Source organism: Cyclobacterium sp. L-R (assembly GCF_056859355.1).
Genome location: NZ_JBSXOH010000092.1, coordinates 59,446 through 77,764, shown reverse-complemented (window position 1 = coordinate 77,764; position 18,319 = coordinate 59,446). Strand labels below are relative to the sequence as shown.

General features: G+C 38.9%; 16 protein-coding genes. 4 read left to right on the top strand and 12 right to left on the bottom strand.

The features are described 5' to 3' along the window. Positions 1-80: 80 nt before the first annotated feature. From AC13EX_RS19775 to recQ, 4 genes are read right to left on the bottom strand one after another with little or no spacing between them, the layout of a single operon-like run. Positions 81-554: a gliding motility lipoprotein GldH gene (locus tag AC13EX_RS19775; RefSeq protein ID WP_482894009.1), complete on the bottom strand. Its 474-nt coding sequence runs from the start codon at positions 552-554 to the stop codon at positions 81-83. Then, entirely contained in the window at positions 544-1,929 is a 1,386-nt protein-coding gene (locus tag AC13EX_RS19770) for a PSP1 domain-containing protein (RefSeq protein WP_084011770.1), read from the bottom strand. Before AC13EX_RS19770 ends, AC13EX_RS19775 begins: the two co-directional genes overlap by 11 nt. A gap of 45 nt (positions 1,930-1,974) precedes the next feature. Continuing rightward, the gene (gene purD / locus AC13EX_RS19765; RefSeq protein ID WP_482894008.1) at positions 1,975-3,270 is read right to left on the bottom strand and encodes a phosphoribosylamine--glycine ligase; all 1,296 of its coding nucleotides are present in this window, start codon (positions 3,268-3,270) and stop codon (positions 1,975-1,977) included. Between the two features lie 16 nt (positions 3,271-3,286). After that, the gene (recQ, locus tag AC13EX_RS19760; protein WP_048642395.1) at positions 3,287-5,464 is read right to left on the bottom strand and encodes a DNA helicase RecQ; all 2,178 of its coding nucleotides are present in this window, start codon (positions 5,462-5,464) and stop codon (positions 3,287-3,289) included. 98 nt (positions 5,465-5,562) lie between these two features. On the opposite strand from recQ, the gene AC13EX_RS19755 reads away from it, so the two are divergent. After that, positions 5,563-6,531, top strand: a complete 969-nt coding sequence (locus tag AC13EX_RS19755) for a KpsF/GutQ family sugar-phosphate isomerase (RefSeq protein ID WP_482894007.1) — start codon at positions 5,563-5,565, stop codon at positions 6,529-6,531. Between the two features lie 2 nt (positions 6,532-6,533). Further along, complete coding sequence (locus AC13EX_RS19750; RefSeq protein WP_482894006.1) at positions 6,534-7,610, top strand: mannose-1-phosphate guanylyltransferase; 1,077 nt, start codon at positions 6,534-6,536, stop codon at positions 7,608-7,610. Positions 7,611-7,612: 2 nt separating this feature from the next. Here AC13EX_RS19750 and murQ read toward each other — a convergent pair whose 3' ends face one another. The 7 genes from murQ to AC13EX_RS19715 form a co-directional block, all read right to left on the bottom strand. Next, the gene (gene murQ / locus AC13EX_RS19745; RefSeq protein WP_482894005.1) at positions 7,613-8,428 is read right to left on the bottom strand and encodes an N-acetylmuramic acid 6-phosphate etherase; all 816 of its coding nucleotides are present in this window, start codon (positions 8,426-8,428) and stop codon (positions 7,613-7,615) included. Continuing rightward, a complete protein-coding gene (locus tag AC13EX_RS19740; protein ID WP_048642399.1) occupies positions 8,425-9,267 on the bottom strand; it encodes an N-acetylglucosamine kinase in 843 nt (280 codons plus the stop codon). The genes murQ and AC13EX_RS19740 overlap by 4 nt, the downstream gene beginning before the upstream one ends. Continuing rightward, positions 9,268-9,495 carry a cytochrome b5 domain-containing protein gene (locus AC13EX_RS19735; RefSeq protein WP_048642400.1) on the bottom strand — a complete coding sequence of 76 codons (228 nt, stop codon included), beginning with the start codon at positions 9,493-9,495 and terminating at the stop codon, positions 9,268-9,270. Positions 9,496-9,546: 51 nt separating this feature from the next. After that, positions 9,547-10,704: a formimidoylglutamase gene (locus AC13EX_RS19730; protein ID WP_482894004.1), complete on the bottom strand. Its 1,158-nt coding sequence runs from the start codon at positions 10,702-10,704 to the stop codon at positions 9,547-9,549. Between the two features lie 92 nt (positions 10,705-10,796). Next, positions 10,797-12,101, bottom strand: a complete 1,305-nt coding sequence (gene nqrF / locus AC13EX_RS19725; RefSeq protein ID WP_048642402.1) for an NADH:ubiquinone reductase (Na(+)-transporting) subunit F — start codon at positions 12,099-12,101, stop codon at positions 10,797-10,799. 124 nt (positions 12,102-12,225) lie between these two features. Beyond that, entirely contained in the window at positions 12,226-13,068 is an 843-nt protein-coding gene (gene accD / locus AC13EX_RS19720) for an acetyl-CoA carboxylase, carboxyltransferase subunit beta (RefSeq protein ID WP_048642403.1), read from the bottom strand. Positions 13,069-13,171: 103 nt separating this feature from the next. Continuing rightward, complete coding sequence (locus AC13EX_RS19715) at positions 13,172-14,158, bottom strand: mechanosensitive ion channel family protein (RefSeq protein WP_240477797.1); 987 nt, start codon at positions 14,156-14,158, stop codon at positions 13,172-13,174. Positions 14,159-14,386: 228 nt separating this feature from the next. Here AC13EX_RS19715 and AC13EX_RS19710 point away from each other — a divergent pair, with 228 nt between their 5' ends. Beyond that, a complete protein-coding gene (locus tag AC13EX_RS19710; RefSeq protein WP_339717339.1) occupies positions 14,387-16,024 on the top strand; it encodes a carbon starvation CstA family protein in 1,638 nt (545 codons plus the stop codon). A 382-nt stretch (positions 16,025-16,406) separates the two neighbouring features. Here AC13EX_RS19710 and AC13EX_RS19705 read toward each other — a convergent pair whose 3' ends face one another. Next, on the bottom strand, positions 16,407-16,991 hold the full coding sequence (locus AC13EX_RS19705) for a porin family protein (RefSeq protein ID WP_482894003.1): 585 nt from the start codon (positions 16,989-16,991) through the stop codon (positions 16,407-16,409). A gap of 383 nt (positions 16,992-17,374) precedes the next feature. On the opposite strand from AC13EX_RS19705, the gene AC13EX_RS19700 reads away from it, so the two are divergent. Then, a complete protein-coding gene (locus tag AC13EX_RS19700) occupies positions 17,375-18,151 on the top strand; it encodes a hypothetical protein (RefSeq protein ID WP_482894002.1) in 777 nt (258 codons plus the stop codon). Positions 18,152-18,319 lie beyond the last annotated feature (168 nt).

The following is an 18,319-nucleotide window of genomic DNA, read 5'->3' as shown; positions in this document are numbered from 1 at the left end:
CAAATACCATCTGAGTTACCATGGGTATAAGCTTAGTAAATGTCAGAGCCTAACCCATTGCCAAACTCAAAAAGGCAGGTTTATTTCCCCTCATTGATTTTTAGTCCAATTGATTCTATACCTGCAAGTGTATCTTTCCTCATGTATTGAATAAATTGAAAAGTAGACTTGGCTTGTATCAAACCACCTGGAAGCGTGTCGTAGCGTATTCTTCTATTGCCGAAACCTTGACCAAGCGGTTTTCCTGTTTTTGGGTCAAAAAGGTGGATATTAAGTAGAGAATCCATTAAAACTTTATCGACACTGTCCCTAAGGAGGAAACGAACATAGAGATTGTTGTATTCATATTTGTCATCATACCTGATGGCTAGAATAGAAGACATTTTAGGATTTACATCCAATGAATCAATATCAAAAGAAATGGTATCAGAAACGACCCATTTCAGCGTCTCTAAATCTTGAAAAGACTCGTAAACACGACCATTGTTACAAGCGGTAATTACCCAAAATAGAACAATGACAAGTGAGTTTTTCCATGCAGTCTTACTTTTCATTGGATTTAGCGTTGTTTTCACCACCTTTAGGTCCTTTGTTTCTGTTATTGGGTTTTCTCCTTTTATTTCTGTTGTTGCCTTGAGCTTTTGGGCTGTTAGAATCAGCTTCTTTTGGTGAATTCACCGGCTTAGTTTGCGCATTTTGAGGCTTATTGTTTCTTCGCGGCGCTCGTTTATTTTTTGGATGGCGTGGTTTGGCTTCTGCTTTTTCTTGATTTTTCTGCGGATTTTCAGCAGTAGTATTGTTTTGCGGGTTTGGCTTTCTTGATTTGGGTTTCCTTTTCTTTTTTGATCTTGAGTTAGCGAATTTCTTGTCTAATAATTCAAGGTCTTCGTTTGTCTTATTATTGTCGTACTCACCTTCAAAGGCTTTGTCCTGCTGCAAGTTAAAAGGAACGATTCCTTTTTCATTTTGCTCAATAATTGATTTAACCCTATCACAGTCAATTGAATGCCAATTGTTGTCATCATTATAACTAAACCACATTAAACGGCGGAATATATCTGTTTTTTGGAGCTTAGCTTTTCCAGCTTCAGTCAATAAGGGTTTTTCTACATTTGGAATGTCCTCAAGAGCACTTAGGTAACTTTCCAATTCAAAGTTTAGGCAGCACTTTAATCGTCCACATTGTCCCGAAAGCTTGCTGGGGTTTAATGATAGGTTTTGGTACCTTGCTGCAGAAGTGGTGACACTTTTGAAATCATGGATCCAAGTAGAACAGCACAGTTCCCTTCCACATACACCAACGCCTCCCAATCTGCCAGCTTCTTGCCGGAGACTGATTTGTCTCATCTCTACCCTGATTTTAAATTCAGAGGCCAGAAGTTTGATGAGTTCACGGAAATCCACCCTGTCGTCAGCAGAATAATAAAAGGTAGCTTTGGAATTGTCTGCCTGGTATTCTACGTCAGACAATTTCATGGAAAGCTTGATTTCATCAATGATCTGCTTTCCTCTGTAAATGGTTGGAACCTCTCTGTTTTTTGCATCCTGCCATTTCTCTATATCTTTAGAGGTGGCCACGCGGTAAATGCTTAGAATATTGTCATCGTTTTTTATTTTCCTTTTTTGCATTTGGAGCCTTACCAGCTCTCCTTGTAAGGAAACATAGCCAATGTGATGTCCATTGGGAACATCTACTACTACTGGATCTCCAGTAGTCAATTGCAAGTGTCCTGAATTTCTGTAATATTCCTTTCTTCCGCCTTTAAATTTTACTTCTACAATATCAAATTTATCTACCTCGGGTATTCCCATGTGGGATAACCAATCAAAAGCATTCATTTTATTACAATCGCTGGTACCGCAACTGCCATTATTTTGGCAGCCTCCCCCAGAAGAGGAGTCGGTACTGCAGTTTGTGCATCCTGACATATATAATCTATATTTAAGGGAGTTTCCTCCTCGTGAATATGGGTATTAATTACCTAGTTTGAGGATGTCTTGTCCTATGTCTTTTCGGTAATTGGCTTTTTCCCATGTGATTTCGCTTACCCTGAGGTAAGCATTTTCAATCGCCTTTTCTACGCTATCACCTAAACCGGTAATTCCTAAAACGCGGCCACCATTGGTGACTACCTGGTCAGCAGAATCTAACTTTGTTCCTGCATGTAAGGTAATGGATTGTTTGATATTTGTTTCTTCAAGACCAAAGATGGCTTTTCCTTTTTCGTAGGCTTCAGGATAACCTCCCGCCACCATTACTACAGTAGCGGTTTTGGTAGGAGCGATCTCAATTTTATAGTCAATTAAGGTTTTATTTGCTGTGGCATTGAGTAATTCCAGAAAATCACTTTTAATTCTTGGAAGTACTGCCTGGGTTTCAGGATCGCCCATTCTGACATTGTATTCAATGACATAAGGTTCTCCTTCCATGTTCATCAACCCAATAAATAAAAATCCTCTAAAGTCGATTCCGTCTTTTTTAAGTCCAGATATGGTTGGTTTGACAACTCTTTCTTCTACCTTTTCCATAAAGGCTTTATCAGCAAAAGGAACAGGACTAATGGCACCCATACCTCCGGTATTTGGGCCTGTATCTCCTTCTCCAATTCTTTTGTAATCCTTTGCTTCTGGAAGTATTTTGTAATTCTCTCCATCTGTAGCTACAAATACAGAAAGCTCAATTCCGGTCAAGAAAGTTTCAATAACAACTCTTGTTGAGGCATCCCCAAACTTTTGACCTATCAACATGTCTTTTAGGCTGCTTTCTGCTTCTTCGTAGCTGCTGCATATCAATACGCCTTTGCCAGCCGCAAGGCCATCTGCTTTTAATACAATAGGGAGATTTTGCTTCTTAAGGTAATCGACACCTTCTTGTAGGCTAGCCGAAGTGAAAGTGGCATATGAGGCTGTAGGAATACCATGGGCCATCATGAAGTTTTTGGAGAAGTCTTTGCTTCCTTCGAGTCGTGCTCCTGATTCCCCAGGACCTACAATAGGTATTCCAGCAGCTTCTGGAATTTGAGCCATATAATCCCTTAATCCCCTAACCAAAGGTTCTTCAGGGCCTACTACTAGGAGGTCTACTTTGTTTTCAAGGCAAAAGTTTTTTATGCCTTCAAAATCATTTACACCTATGGATATGTTCTCGCCAAAAGCAGAGGAACCGGCATTGCCCGGTGCTATCCATAATTTTTCACATTTTTCACTTTGTTTTATTTTCCAGGCAAAGGCATTTTCTCTGCCACCGCTTCCTATAAGCAATATGTTCATTTGGTAATTTCTTTTTTTAATTGGCGTGATCTGATATGAATTTGATTCGGTAAACGCGGACTTCTTCTTCTGCAAAGTCATCGTCTTCAAGTTCTGCCATGGCATCTTTGATATGATCCGATTCAGCTGTCATAAAATAATCTTGGAGGATGTCTTCTCGTTCATCATCCATGATGTTTTCTATATAATAATTGATGTTTAATTTAGTTCCGCTATAGATTATCTGCTCAATTTCGTGCAGTAAATCGCTCATGCTAATATTCAGGTTATTGGCAATTTCATCAAGGTCAATTTTCCTGTCTATCTGTTGAATAATAGTGATTTTAACTTTAGACCTTATGCCTGATGTCTTTACTACTACATCTGAGGCAGTAATGATCTCGTTTTCCTCTACATAGTTCTCTATCAACCTAAGAAAAGACCTGCCAAACTTGCTGACCTTTCCCATTCCAACTCCATTTATCTGAGCCAATTCCTCAGAGGTAGTAGGGTAGACCGTAGCCATCTCCTCTAAGGAAGGGTCTTGGAAGATTACATAGGGAGGTAAATTTTTAGCTTTGGCTACTTTTTTACGTTCAAGTTTTAATAACTCATAAAGTTTTTCATCGTAGGCTTTACCGATCGTATTCATTTCTTCTGATGAAACGCTTTCTGCCATTTTATCAAAATTATGATTTTTACTTAGCGTGACAGAGTGAGGTTTTTTCAAGAAAGCTTCACTCTGATCTGAAAGTAAAATTATACCGTAATTCTCTATGTCTTTTTCAAGGAAGCCAAAAATCATAGCCTGCCTTAAAACGGTCTTCCAATGGATTTCGTCTTTGTCTTTTCCTACACCGAAAGAAGGAAGCTTATTGTGGTCATAGCTTAGTATATAATCATTCTCCTCACCCCTGATAAGGCTGACAATATGATCCATACTAAACCGCTGATTGGTTTCCTTTACAGCATTAATAACTTTTACAATATCGTCTTTTCCTTCAAAGGTCTCCTTGGTTTTTTTACAGTTGTCGCAAAAGCCACAATCGGTAGATAAGGTCTCTCCAAAATAGTGTAAAAGAAATCGTCTGCGGCAAACAGAACTTTCAGAGTAGGCTGCCATTTCCTGTAGGAGTACCCTAGCATTTTCCCGTTCATTTACTGGTTTGTCCTTATTGAATTTCTCCAATTTGACAATGTCCTCATATCTGTAAAACATCAGACAGTGACCCTCAAGTCCATCCCTTCCTGACCTTCCAGTTTCCTGATAGTATCCTTCAAGTGATTTTGGAACATCGTAATGGATGACATACCTGACATCAGGTTTATCTATTCCCATGCCAAAGGCTATGGTCGCTACGATTACATCTACTTCCTCATTTAAGAAATCATCCTGATTTTTCACCCTCACGTGACCATCAAGGCCAGCATGATAAGGGGCAGCATTGATCCCGTTCACTTTCAATAGCTCAGCTATTTCAGTAACTTTTTTTCTGCTCAGGCAATAAATAATTCCAGATTTACCTTTCTGGGATTTTATGTATTTAATTATCTCTTTCTTGGTTTCATTCTTGACCTTAGGCCTAACCTCGTAATAGAGGTTGGTCCTATTGAAGGAAGACTTATAGAGATCAGCCTCTTCCATTTGTAGGTTACGCTGAATGTCCTGTTGGACTTTTGGCGTAGCTGTAGCTGTTAAGGCAATTACTGGAAGGTTGTCCCCAATTTGAGAAATAATGGATTTTATCTTTCGGTATTCTGGTCTGAAATCATGGCCCCATTCAGAAATACAGTGGGCTTCGTCTATGGCCACAAAGCTAATGTCTGCATTTTTTAGGAATTTGACATTCTCTTCCTTCGTCAGCGACTCAGGTGCTACATAGAGCAATTTGGTAAGACCGGCGCTGACTTCACCTTTTACCCTATTGGATTCTGTTTTACTGAGGGTAGAGTTTAGAAAATGAGCGTTTATGCCAAAACTGTTCAATTGATCCACCTGATTTTTCATCAGGGCTATCAATGGAGAGATGACGATGGCTGTCCCGCTTTTAGAGACAGCTGGCAATTGATAACAAAGTGACTTCCCTGCGCCTGTTGGCATTATTACGAAGGTATTGTTGCCCTTCAGAATATTGTCCACTATCAACTGTTGGTTTCCTCTGAATTGATTGAAACCAAATATTTTTTTTAAATTATCTTTAACCTCTTTGTCCACTACATTAATAGTTTAATGAGTTACTCCCTGTCAATTATTAATGTTTAAGGTAAAACTTTCCTACCTTTATACAAAACTAACAATTAACGGCAGTAAAATTGAATTTACTAAAAAATATTAAAACCACGGCAATAAATGTGTTTCAAAACGAAGCCAATGCGTTATTAAATCTGATCCCCCATATAGGAGCAGATTTTGAGGCTTGTGTAGAGGATATTTTAAAAAGTAAGGGGCGTGTTGTAATTACAGGAATTGGGAAAAGTGCAATCGTTTCGAATAAAATTGTGGCTACCTTGAATTCTACAGGAACTCCTTCTCTTTTTATGCATGCAGCAGATGCTATTCATGGGGATTTGGGTATGATTAAAAAAGAAGATTTTGTAATTTGTGTTTCCAAAAGTGGCAATACACCTGAGATTAAGCTACTGGTTCCCATGCTTAAACAGGTGGGTAACAAGCTTATCAGTATTGTAGGGAATAGAAATAGTTACTTGGCAAAGCAGTCCGATTATTTGTTGTTTACTGGGATTGAAGAGGAAGCTTGTCCCAATAATCTGGCACCTACTACAAGCACAACTGTCCAAATGGCTATGGGAGATGCCCTTGCCGTTTGCCTGCTTACAGCGCGAGGTTTCAATGCAGAATCATTTGCACGCTTCCACCCTGGAGGATCATTGGGAAAACAGCTCTATCTGAAGGTAGAGGATGTGATAGACAAAAATTTGGTACCAATGGTAGAAGAAAATGCTTCCCTCAAGGATGTTATTCTTGAAATCAGTAGCAAAAGGCTAGGGGCAACGGCAGTGGTGGATGCTGAGAAAAATTTGAAGGGAATCATTACCGATGGGGATTTAAGGAGAATGCTTCAAAATAATTTTGAATTGAATGAGATCAAGGCCAATGAAATTATGACCAAAACGCCCAAGGTGATTGCACTGGGGGAGTTTGCGGTAAAAGCGGTGGAGTTAATGAAAACTTTTAACATTACCCAGCTAGTAGTAAAGGACGGGGCTACATTGGTTGGATTTATCCATATCCATGATTTGATGAAGGAAGGTATTGTATAGACATGAAGAAAAACGACAGGTACATTGTTATATTGGCAGGAGGAATTGGTATTAAATTTTGGCCTTCAAGCAGGCGCCAAAGGCCAAAACAATTTTTAGATCTTTTGGGTACAGGTAGAACATTGCTTCAAATGACCTATGACCGATTTGAGAATCATTTTGAAAATTATCAATTCATCATTGTTACAAGTAAACGGTACCTCTCTCTCGTCAAAGAACAATTGCCTAATATTCCAGAGGATCAAATTCTGGTAGAACCAATGCGTAGAAATACAGCCGCCTCAATTGCATTGGCCAGTTATAAAATTCAAAAATTAAATCCCAATGCAAAAGTTTTAGTAAGCCCTTCTGATCAACTGATTTTCAATGACAATCTATTTTTTGATGCAGTTGATCAAGCCATGGTGGGGGCGTCTACTTTAGGTAATCTCATAACTATAGGTATCAGACCCAATCGACCAGACACGAACTATGGTTACATACAATTTTTCCCCGAAGAGGGACAATCAGTGAAAAAGGTGAAAACTTTTTCCGAAAAACCAAACCTTGAGTTAGCAACCACCTTTATAGAAAGTGGCGATTTCGTGTGGAATACAGGTACTTTTGTTTGGAAAAATGAAAGCATAATCAAAGCCTTTGAGAAATATCTACCAGAAATGGCTGAGGTGTTTGAGGAAGGGACAGTGTATTTTTGCACTGAAAGAGAAAATGATTTCCTTATCAAGGCCTATAGCTTTATCAGGAATATTTCAATTGATCATGGGATTTTTGAAAAATCCAATGAGGTGTTTGTGGTCCTTGGAGAATTTGGATGGTCAGACCTTGGCTCATGGCAAAACCTCTATGATGTTAGTGAAAAGGACGAAGAAAACAATACCGTAAATGGCACTGCAATGCTGTATGAAACAAGCAATTGTTTCATCAATATGCCACCTAATAAGCTGGTTGTAGTGCAGGGGCTTAAAGACTACCTTGTAAGCGATAGCGGGGATGTCCTACTGATCTGCAAACTAGGTGCGAATAGTAAATACAAAGAGTATGTGACTGATGCTAAGAAAATAGGAGAGAATTATATTTGACCTTATTGTTTTTTCTCCTTTTCAAATGCGCTAACAGCATTTCTTACTGAGCCATGTTGTGTGAGCATGGCCAAAGCTTTCTTTTCATCCAGGCCAGTTGCTTCCATAATCATTAAGGTGCCTCTGTGAACCAGTTTCTTGTTAGAAAGTTGCATGTCCACCATTTTGTTGCCTTTCACCTTGCCCAGCTTAATCATGACACTAGTTGAGATCATGTTAAGCCCTAGCTTTTGCGCCGTTCCGGACTTCATTCTTGTGCTTCCGGTTACGAATTCAGGGCCAACCACTATTTCCACTGGCATGGCTACTTCACTGGCTAAAGGACTTCCTTGGTTGCAAGTAATGCAGCCTGTGAGCAATCCTTCTTTCATCGCTTTCTTTACTCCTCCTATGACATAAGGGGTAGTGCCTGAGGCCGCGATTCCAACAACCGTATCTTGAGGGTTAAAGCCAAATTTCTGTATATCGATCCAAGCTTGGTTTGGGTCGTCCTCTGCATTTTCTACAGCTTTTCTTATGGCGGTGTCACCTCCTGCAATTATCCCGATTACAAGCTCGTGTGGCACTCCATAGGTTGGAGGACATTCAGAAGCATCCAGGATTCCTAATCGACCACTTGTGCCAGCACCAATATAAATGAGGCGCCCACCTTTCTCCATTCTAGGGACAATGGATTCTACCAATTTTTCAATTTGTGGGATCGCTTTATTGACAGCTAGGGGAACGGTCTGGTCTTCCTTATTCATATTAGTCAATAACTCATTGACTGTCATCTTTTCCAGATTGTCGTAAAAGGAGGTGCTTTCTGTGGTACTCATATTTTCTTTTGGTGGTAGAGGGTTAAACCAGCTATCGGGGTTTCTAGGATAGTATTTATTTGTATGCCAAGGTCATTTCCAATTTGTCTCAGCACATCGTTATTGTAGTAAGCGATGGATCCAACAAAGTTTACAGGTTTGCTTTGGTAATCCTTATACCTCATGACATGTCTTGTGAAGAAATCTTTAAACCCATTATAAAAAAGTCCATAGCAATATGGGTCAGATTTATGTTTAGCGATAAATTCACAAAAACCAGCCATAAATCGGTTAGGAAAAGGTCTTTTGTAGACATTGTCCTGAATATCAATGATAGAGAGGTGATAGGTCTCAATAAAGGCCTCACGAATAGCTGAGGGCATGTCGTCATAGATGAAATCCTGAAGAAAATGCTTGCCTATATACGTTCCTCCTCCTTCATCTCCTAATAAATATCCTGGGGAAGGCCTACTGTCAATGATTTTATCTCCATCATAGTCTCCACTGTTTGATCCTGTACCCAAAATGCAGGCTATTCCTGCCTCGTGTCCACAAGTTGCCCTTGCCGAAGCCATTAGGTCATGGTCTACAAATACTTTTGCATTTTCATAGATGCTATTTATGGCACTTTTTACAGTCTCCTTATTGACGTCTGAAGTACAACCCGCTCCATAGAAATAGACTTCACGGATTATTCCTTCCCATTTTAGGAGTTCAGGTGTTTTTAGCCCAAGGATCATGTCCTCTTTAGTTTGATAATAGGGGTTGAAACCTACAGTTCTTGTTTGATGAACTTTATTATCATGGGTGATTACCCTCCAGTCTGTTTTACTAGAGCCACTGTCAGCGATCAGAATCATTTATATTAAATAGCCAATAGGTTCAAACTTATCAAATACATTCTCGTTATGTGGAGCATCACTAAGTTCATCAGTCAAGTCCTGACCTGCCCAATGTTCGTAATGTTTGCCGTTTTTCCACAATCTGGAATTGCCTACATCGTATATTTTACCCTTGTATGCAATCCAAATTTCAGGTTTATCCTGCCCGTTTCTTAGGGCCAGTTGGTTTTTGGTAATAGAAATCATATGCTTAGTCTGATGCAAAGATAGAATTACCTAGGTTTTTTTTATGGATTATCAGTAAAGTTTTAATTGGGCATTGACCCACCTCTCTGGTATTTCTCCTTTTTGGGCTGTTTGGTAATCTTGGTAACTGCAGGGAATGATGGTGTCTCTGTTGTATTTTTCCCCTTTATTTCTAGGTATTTCTAACCACCATTTTCCACTTAACTTACTTTTGTAAAAGTGCAAAATAGAAGGCTTTGAGTCCAATGAGACAGTGTATTTGGTATAATCGCTGCTTTTAAACGAAAGACTGTCTTTTCTTTGATGAAAACCTTCAATGAAATACCAAATCATGGTGGCAATCACCGATGCCGTCTTCATCCTTGAGTCGTCCAAATCTGCATGGTATCCATAGATACCTATTGAGCTGAGTTTTTCGTTAGTTCCTGCAAACCAGGAAATTTGGCAAGCTTCTTCTGCGCTTAAGCCAAAAGGTTGTGCACCTAAAGCTCCTGGTGCATCAGAGGAATTTATAGCGCAAATGTCAAAGCTGAGTATATCGGCATTTCTTATTAGTGGTTCCGTTTCTTTAAAGTTATCCCTTAATTGGCCCAGTCGAATATGGTCAAAATACAACTTCTCAAGTGTAGTAACAAGTTCAGGGTCAGTAAGAAAGCTTTGGTAGGCCAGGTGAGAGTAATTGAACATGTAATTGGGCTCGTGAAGAACAAGTTCTTGGGAATGCAAGTCCTGTGGATTCCCCGAATCCTCCATATCCATTTTGGCATCAACTGTAAGTAAGCTTACCAACTTATTCATGTGCTGATAGGCTTTAAATTGACCTACATCTAAGTCATGACTTCCGCCTATAAATATGGGCAAGACCTGTGTTTTTAGCATCAACTCCCCGATTGAACTGATAAGTGAGCGGGTTTCAGTTAAATTTTCTCCGGTCTTTATATTTCCCAAGTCGGCTAAACTGTAATTACTTAAACCTTTCTTAAGGTGGAAAAGCTTTTTCCGAATACTTGAAGTGGTATCATTGGAGTTCTTTATGGATTCATCCCCTGTACCTTTGTATTCTTCAATGCCTATTATGGCTATTTGAATCCCTTGCAAGTCTGGAAAAGTTTCTCCGTGGCAGTGAATATGATGAAAAAATGCATTGTGCCCATATTCATCGTTTAGAATTTCGGAAGGTATTGGTTCGAAAAATGCCTGTAAATCCATGGGATGTGGTTAGAAATTGAATGTCAAAATTATAGAAAAAGTAGGCATAAAAAAAGTCCCGTTAAACTTTAACGGGACCCTTTGATTAATTTTTATCCTCCGAAATCATCGAATCTGATATTCTCTTTCGGAACACCCAGATCATCTAACATCTTAAGCACCGCTGAGTTCATCAGTGGAGGACCGCATAAGTAGTATTCGATCTCATCCGGCTCGTCAATATCTTTAAGGTAGTTGTCATAAAGAACCTGGTGGATAAAGCCTACATAGCCATCACCCTCCTTGTCATCCATTGACTTTTTCACTTTCCAATTGTCCTCAGGTAGAGGTTCGGATAAGCCGATGTTGAAACTAAAATTCGGGAAATCTTTTTCTATACCTCTGAAATGTGGCGTGTAGAACAATTCTTTCTTAGATCGACCACCATACCAGTAAGAAACTTTTCTGTTGGTTTTCTCTGTGTGGAATAGGTGAAATAAATGAGACCTTAAAGGCGCCATTCCTGCACCACCACCAATGTAAATCATTTCTCTCTGAGTAGGGTTGATATGGAATTCACCATATGGTCCTGAGATAGTGACTTTGTCGCCTGGGACTCTAGAGAATACATAAGAAGAACATACACCTGGATTAACATCCATCCATTTGTTATTTGCTCTGTCCCATGGTGGAGTGGCAATACGAATGGTAAGCATTACTATATTTCCTTCAGCAGGGTGGTTCGCCATGGAGTAAGCCCTAAATAGTGGCTCATCATTCTTCATGGAAAGATCCCAAAGACCAAATTTATCCCAATCACTTTGATAAACGTCTTTAGGGTGTCCTAATTCAGGATGAGGAGTGATATCCATACCTTTAAAAGAAACAGTGATGGCTGGAACATCTATTTGGATGTATCCTCCTGGCTCAAAATCCAGTGTTTCACCTTCAGGTAGTTTTACCTTGAATTCTTTAATAAAAGTAGAAACGTTGTAATTGGAAATTACTTCACATTCCCATTTTTTGATTCCAAAGATTTCCTCAGGAATACGGATTTTCATGTCATTTTTTACCTTTACCTGGCAAGATAGTCTAACATGGGTTTGTTTCTCTGCTCTGCTAAGGTGCCCCTCTTCAGTTGGAAGTACTTCCCCTCCACCTTCTTCAATGGTGCACTTGCACATGGCACAAGTACCACCGCCTCCGCATGCGGAAGGAAGGAAGATTTTTTTACTGCTTAGGGTATTGAGCAGGGTAGATCCTGCAGAAGCAATTAGAGGGTTTTTTTCGTCCCCATTAATGATGATTTTTACATCTCCTGACGACACCAACTTTGACTGGGCAAAAAGAAGAACAAACACCAGTAGCAGAATTATAATGGTAAATGCTACTATCGAAGTAATGATTACTGAACTCATTTAATAAATTTTTATCTTTATCAGTATGTTTAACTGGTTTTGAATCCTACAAATATATTTATAATTCCCCAAAACCATCACAATCTTAGGATATTTTAATCCATGGATTTAATATAATTACAATCTATTGTCGGAGAAGGTTTAGCAAGGTGTACAATCTGTTTTTTAACTGCCTTCTATCAATAATAAAGTCTAAGAAACCATGTTCCAAAACAAACTCTGAACTTTGGAAGCCCTTTGGCAGATCCTTACCTATTGTCTCCCTGATTACTCTAGGTCCTGCAAAGCCGATTAATGCACCTGGTTCAGCAATGTTAAAATCGCCCAACATAGCAAATGAAGCCGTAACTCCGCCGGTTGTAGGGTCAGTCATCAACGAGATATATGGAATACCTGCTTCGTCCAATAGTGAAAGTTTGGCAGAAGTCTTGGCCATTTGCATAAGGCTAAAACCTGCTTCCATCATTCTTGCACCACCTGATTTGGAAATCATCAAAAAGGGAACCTTGTGTTTTAATGCGTAATCAATTGCCCTGGCAATTTTCTCACCTACCACAGAACCCATAGATCCACCTATGAAATTAAAATCCATACAGGTGATCACGATGTCCAAACCGTTTAACTTGCCTACGCCCGTTCTGGCAGCATCCTTCAGATTGGTTTTGGCTATGGTGTCCTTGATTCTTACAGGATAGGGTTTGCTATCTACAAAATTCAAAGGATCACCAGAGATCATGTCCTTGTCCAATTCCTTAAATTGGTTGTCATCAAATAAAATCTCAAAGTATTCTTTCGATCCTATTTTTACATGGTAGTCATCATCTGGACAAACGTAGGAGTTGTTTTTCAACTCCCGGGTGTGAATGATATTCCCTTTCGGGGTTTTATACCACAATCCATCCGGAGTATCTTTCTTCTCTTCTGTTGAAGTTTTGATTCCGGCATCTTTTCTTTTAAACCAAGCCATAAAGTTTTGTTTAAATTATCCCAAACCAAATTGGGATTCCAAATTTATAGGTAATATCTGTTAAATAAAACCAAAATCTGTTTTCTCGAAAAGATTGCCTCAATTAATCTTCCTGTTTCCCTGTAGCTTTCTCCATTAATACCCTTGATTTAGGGAGTGAATTGGGTTGGGTTTTTTGTAGATAAAGAAGTAGCTCTTCCCTTACCAAACACCTCAAATCGAATGCGGTTGGGCTATCCTTGGCACTCATTAGGCACCTCAATTCAATGGTTTTTTCTGTCCAATCGGTAACTTGGAGTACCTGTACTTTTTTATCCCAAAGAGGAGTGGCTTCCAAGATTTCTTTTAATTTAGTTTTTATTTCACCTACTGAAACAGTAGGGTCTACGTAAATGAATACCGTTCCCCATATAGCAGCTGTAGTTCTAGTCCAATTTTGAAATGGTTTTTCTATAAAGTAATTGATAGGTAGCACCAGTCTTCTTTGGTCCCAAATCTGAACGACCACGTAAGTAAGGTTGATCTCTTCTATCTTGCCCCATTCCCCTTCTACAACCACTACATCATCAATACGAATTGGCTGGGTAAAAGCAATCTGAAACCCTGCCAGTAAATTGGCGATAGATTTCTGTGCCGCAAAACCGATGATTATTCCTAAAATCCCTGCCGAAGTCAAAAGTCCAGTGCCAATTTTTCTTGCAGATTCGAAATTCATTAAAATAGCCGCAAAAGCAATGACCACAACTCCAATGATAAATAGTTTTCTGATAAAGGCAACCTGGGTAATTACCCTTCTTTCTCTAAGATTATCCTCTTTGTCATAGGTGAATTTTTCTAGAAAAATATGGCGTATTACATTTGAAAACTCAATAATAATCCATGTAAGGGTAATTATGGATAGAACAACAAAAAACCTTTGTCTACCGATATAGAGTAGGTTTGGTGGTGAGAAATAGGGCTCAATTATGGGAAAAACAGCAAAAAAGAAGCCCCACTTTAGTGATTGTGTAAATTTTCCAATCGATCTTTTTACCCTGCTGCTGCTGGGCTTGTAGAACAACTTTACAATTTGCGGTAATGCAAATTGCAAAATTAAATGAATTAAGATCAACAGGCCTAAGCTGGTCCCTAAGAACAGTAAAGTGTCTTTTTCAATCATCTTGTTGAAGAGAATAATGAGGGGATTTTTATTAAAAAGAAAAATGTGTTGGGTCTTCTACCTTTACCATTGGTACTAAATATTTTTATAAATTAGGGTTTATTTCCGATGAAATCAATTTTCTATTTAACTTTAAGCCCTCAATAATAGATCCAAAACATGCAACTCACTTATCTATTCCTATTTTCCGCCATTATTCTGATAGGCGCGTATTTCACCTATGGTAAATATGTATTCAAAAAGTTCAAAATTAATGATGACAATATAGCCCCGTCCCACCGACTCAAGGATGGTGTGGATTATGTACCAAGTAAGCCAGTGGTAGTCCTTGGTCATCATTTTGCTTCAATAGCAGGAGCTGGGCCAATAGTAGGGCCAATAATAGCGGTTACCTTTGGTTGGATACCTGCTGTTATTTGGATATTGATAGGAGGTATATTCTTTGGTGCAGTCCATGATTTGGGAAGTATGGTGGCCTCTTTAAGAAACGATGGTAAATCTATAGGTGTTATAATTCAAAATACTATAGGTAAGAAAGGAAAAAGGCTTTTTATCCTTTTTAGTTTTTCAACTTTGATTTTGATTATTGCAGTTTTTGCAGACATTATAGCCAAAACTTTTATCAACAACCCGGGAGTGGCCTCTGCTTCTATTTTATTTATTTTACTGGCAGTGGTTTTTGGCTTTGTAATAAAGGTAACCGAAAACAAAAAGTCTGCATTCCTCATTGCTTCTGTAGTGGGGGTGGTAGTGATGTATTACTTCGTCTACCTGGGAATGCAAGTTCCTTTTGAACTCAATTACCAAACATGGATTTATATATTGCTCATTTATGCATTTATAGCTTCAGTGACTCCGGTATCAATGTTGTTGCAGCCAAGGGATTACTTGAATAGCTTCTTGCTATATGGATTAATTATTGCAGCTATAGTGGGTGTGGTAATTGCAAACCCAACCATAGTGATGGATACAGAGGTGCATATTACAAATGAAAACCTTGGATACTTGTTTCCAGTATTGTTTGTCACCATTGCCTGCGGTGCCATTAGTGGCTTTCACTCTTTGGTAGCATCTGGGACTACTTCCAAGCAATTGGATAAAGAAAGTGATGCCAAGGTTGTAGGCTATGGAGGGATGCTTATAGAGTCTTTTTTAGCAATTATTTCTGTTGGAGCAGTAATCGTATTAAGCCGTACAGATTATTTGTCAAGATTAGGTGAGGAAGGCCCTGTGCCTTTGTTTGCCGATGGTTTAGGGGCGATTATTTCTTCCATGGGGATTTCTGAGACTTTTGCCATTGGATTCGTAGCCCTCACAGTTTCGGCTTTTGCATTAACAACCCTAGATACCTGTACCAGGCTAGCACGATTTACCCTTCAAGAGTATTTCGAAGATGTGGAACAGCCAATAGGTAAGAAAATCTCTCAAAACAGGTACATTTCCACCAGTGTTGTAGTTGTATTGTCAGTGCTTTTATTGGGTAGTGGAGGGTTTGCTACCTTATGGCCGATATTTGGATCAGCTAATCAGCTTTTGGCTGCGCTTGCCCTCTTGACCATCTCTGTTTGGTTGATCAAAAAGGACATTAATCCGACCTTCGTGACCATACCAATGTTCTTTATGTTTACCGTCACATTGACTTCACTAGGACTCTTTGCCTATCAAAATTTCCAGAAAAATGCCTATGTGCTGGCCTTTATCGCTGCGGTATTGTTCATTCTGTCCTTTGCATTGATTTTCCTTGCTAGAAAAAGCTTGGTTAAAGAAGTCAATAAGTCCAAAGAGCTAGTAAATTAAAAAAGTCGCCCCATCAAATGAACAATAAGTCCTTTTGATAGGGCGATTTTAACTAGAAATAAAAAACATTAAACAGATCCATGGACGACAGCTTAGGTCAATGTGGAAAGTTAATGTATGTCCATAAATAGCCAGCTTAATTTACCCCGAACTATGTAATATGATTTTTCCGCCCTGACAATAGTTAGGGGTAAATCCTGTTCCGTGTTTGCGAGAAGTATCGTAATCGCAAGAAAACCAGATTGTTTGAAGGGATTTCAGCATGCAGTAGATTTTCTATTGCATATTTCGGGTTTAAGCAGTGTTTTTTTCATGGCTTCAATTGTGAGTTGATTACATCAGGTAAATGAAGATCAATTGTTTTGGGTTTAAACAAAAGTGTTTAAAAGAGGTTGAATCCTACAGAGAGCATGATTTGATTTTGTCTTTGGTCAGTAGGTATTTCTCCAAACTTGTTCACTGAATTGGTCAATGGCCCTTCATATTTTAAATCAAGTAACAAATTCCCAATATCCACGCCTACACCTGCTTGGTAGCCAAAAGTGAAATCATCAGAAGGAGGAGCGTACTTAAGCAAGGTATTTCCATCCCTTGCGGTAATGTCTCCATTTAGCATATAGCTAGCTATCGGCCCAGCTTGGATACGAAAGATGTTTCCTAACTTAACGCCCAACATAAATGGGACATCCAACCGATCAAATTCAGAATCATAACTGAAAGTATTGTCCTTGAAGGACCCACCAGTGTTGGTATAAAGAATTTCTGGTTGTAAGTAAACGGCGGCCAAATTGACACGAGCGAAAATCCCCACATGATAGCCCATCTGGGAATCATCACCTTTAAACCCTTCTGAAACTTGAACATTACCCTGCGAAACACCAATTTTTGGTCCCACAGACAATATCTGCGCATTAAGCTGTGTCAGTCCTATTCCCGAGAGGAATAAAATAATCCATACTTTTTTCATTTTTTTGGCTTTAAGTTAAATAAATAGTGTTTTCTTTCAACTTATTTATAACTAATTCTATGCCGAATTATTATTTAACTGAAGAAAAATTTAAAATCCATTCAGGTTAAACTTTAAATTGAAAACAGGGTTACTATTGGGTATGGAATCATTTCACGATCAGACTCTTTAGTTGCTATTTTCGATTTTGGCTGTCCTATGATACCTTGGTTTTTATATTGTGTAACGATCTCTTTGGAATTGAGGAAAAGCAGGTTTAATCTGGGATTGGAAGAAAAACTTTCAATATAAAGCATAGAAAGTGTGCTTTTGGTCGTTATAATCTCTGTGCTATTTTTAAATTATCTGATTAATAGTTGCTTGTGTAATTTTGAACCTCTTATATGAAAAGATTTTATTTTAAAACATTGGTTTTCACATGCATGACTTTATGCTTTTACTCTTGCGTGGAAACTACACCCGAAAACAAAGTGGATTTGTTCTCAGGTGTTGGGGCAGCAAGGTGGGATGTAGGTAAATCCGCTAATTTTTTATTGTCCGACGAACTATTTACAGCCTTGGAATTGGAATTGGTTTATATGGAAGGATATAAACCCACTGAAAAAATGGTTGAATCCATGATTTCTTTTTTAGGGAAATATGCCTTCAAACCTGATGGTATTACGGTCATTGAGAAAGAAATTCCAGCCATGAACAAAGGCGAATACACTACAGAAGAGATAGCTAAAATTGAAGAGGATTACCGTCAACATTACAATGCAGGGAAAACGCTGTCTGTTTTTTTGTTGGTGGTGGATGGAGATTTTAAGAAGAATGATGAAAGCACTTTTACAATAGGGGCCGCTTATAGAAATACAAGTATGGTGTTGTTTGGAAATCGAATTGAAGAGAATTCAGGTGGATTTATTAAACCCAGTAAAGAAACTTTAGAAACCACAGTAGCCTTGCACGAATTGGGACACCTTATGGGGTTAGTAAATGTAGGTACGGATATGGTGGTTCCGCATGAGGACCAGGAAAATGAAAATCACTGTGACAATGAGGATTGCCTAATGTACTGGGCAATTGAAACCAAAAGCATATTTAATTACATGCGTCAAACCGTCCCTACATTGGATGATAATTGCGAAATGGATCTTAGAGGGAATGGAGGTAGGTGATGATGTTTAACCTGAAATATGCAATAGACATTCTATTACGTGCTGAAATCGCTTCAAAATCAGCCACTTCGTTGCTGTTTTCAATTTCACCATAGCGGTGCTATGCTAAAATCTCCAAACAGTCTGGTTTTCTTGCGATTGCAACACTTCCCGTAAACACGGGACAGG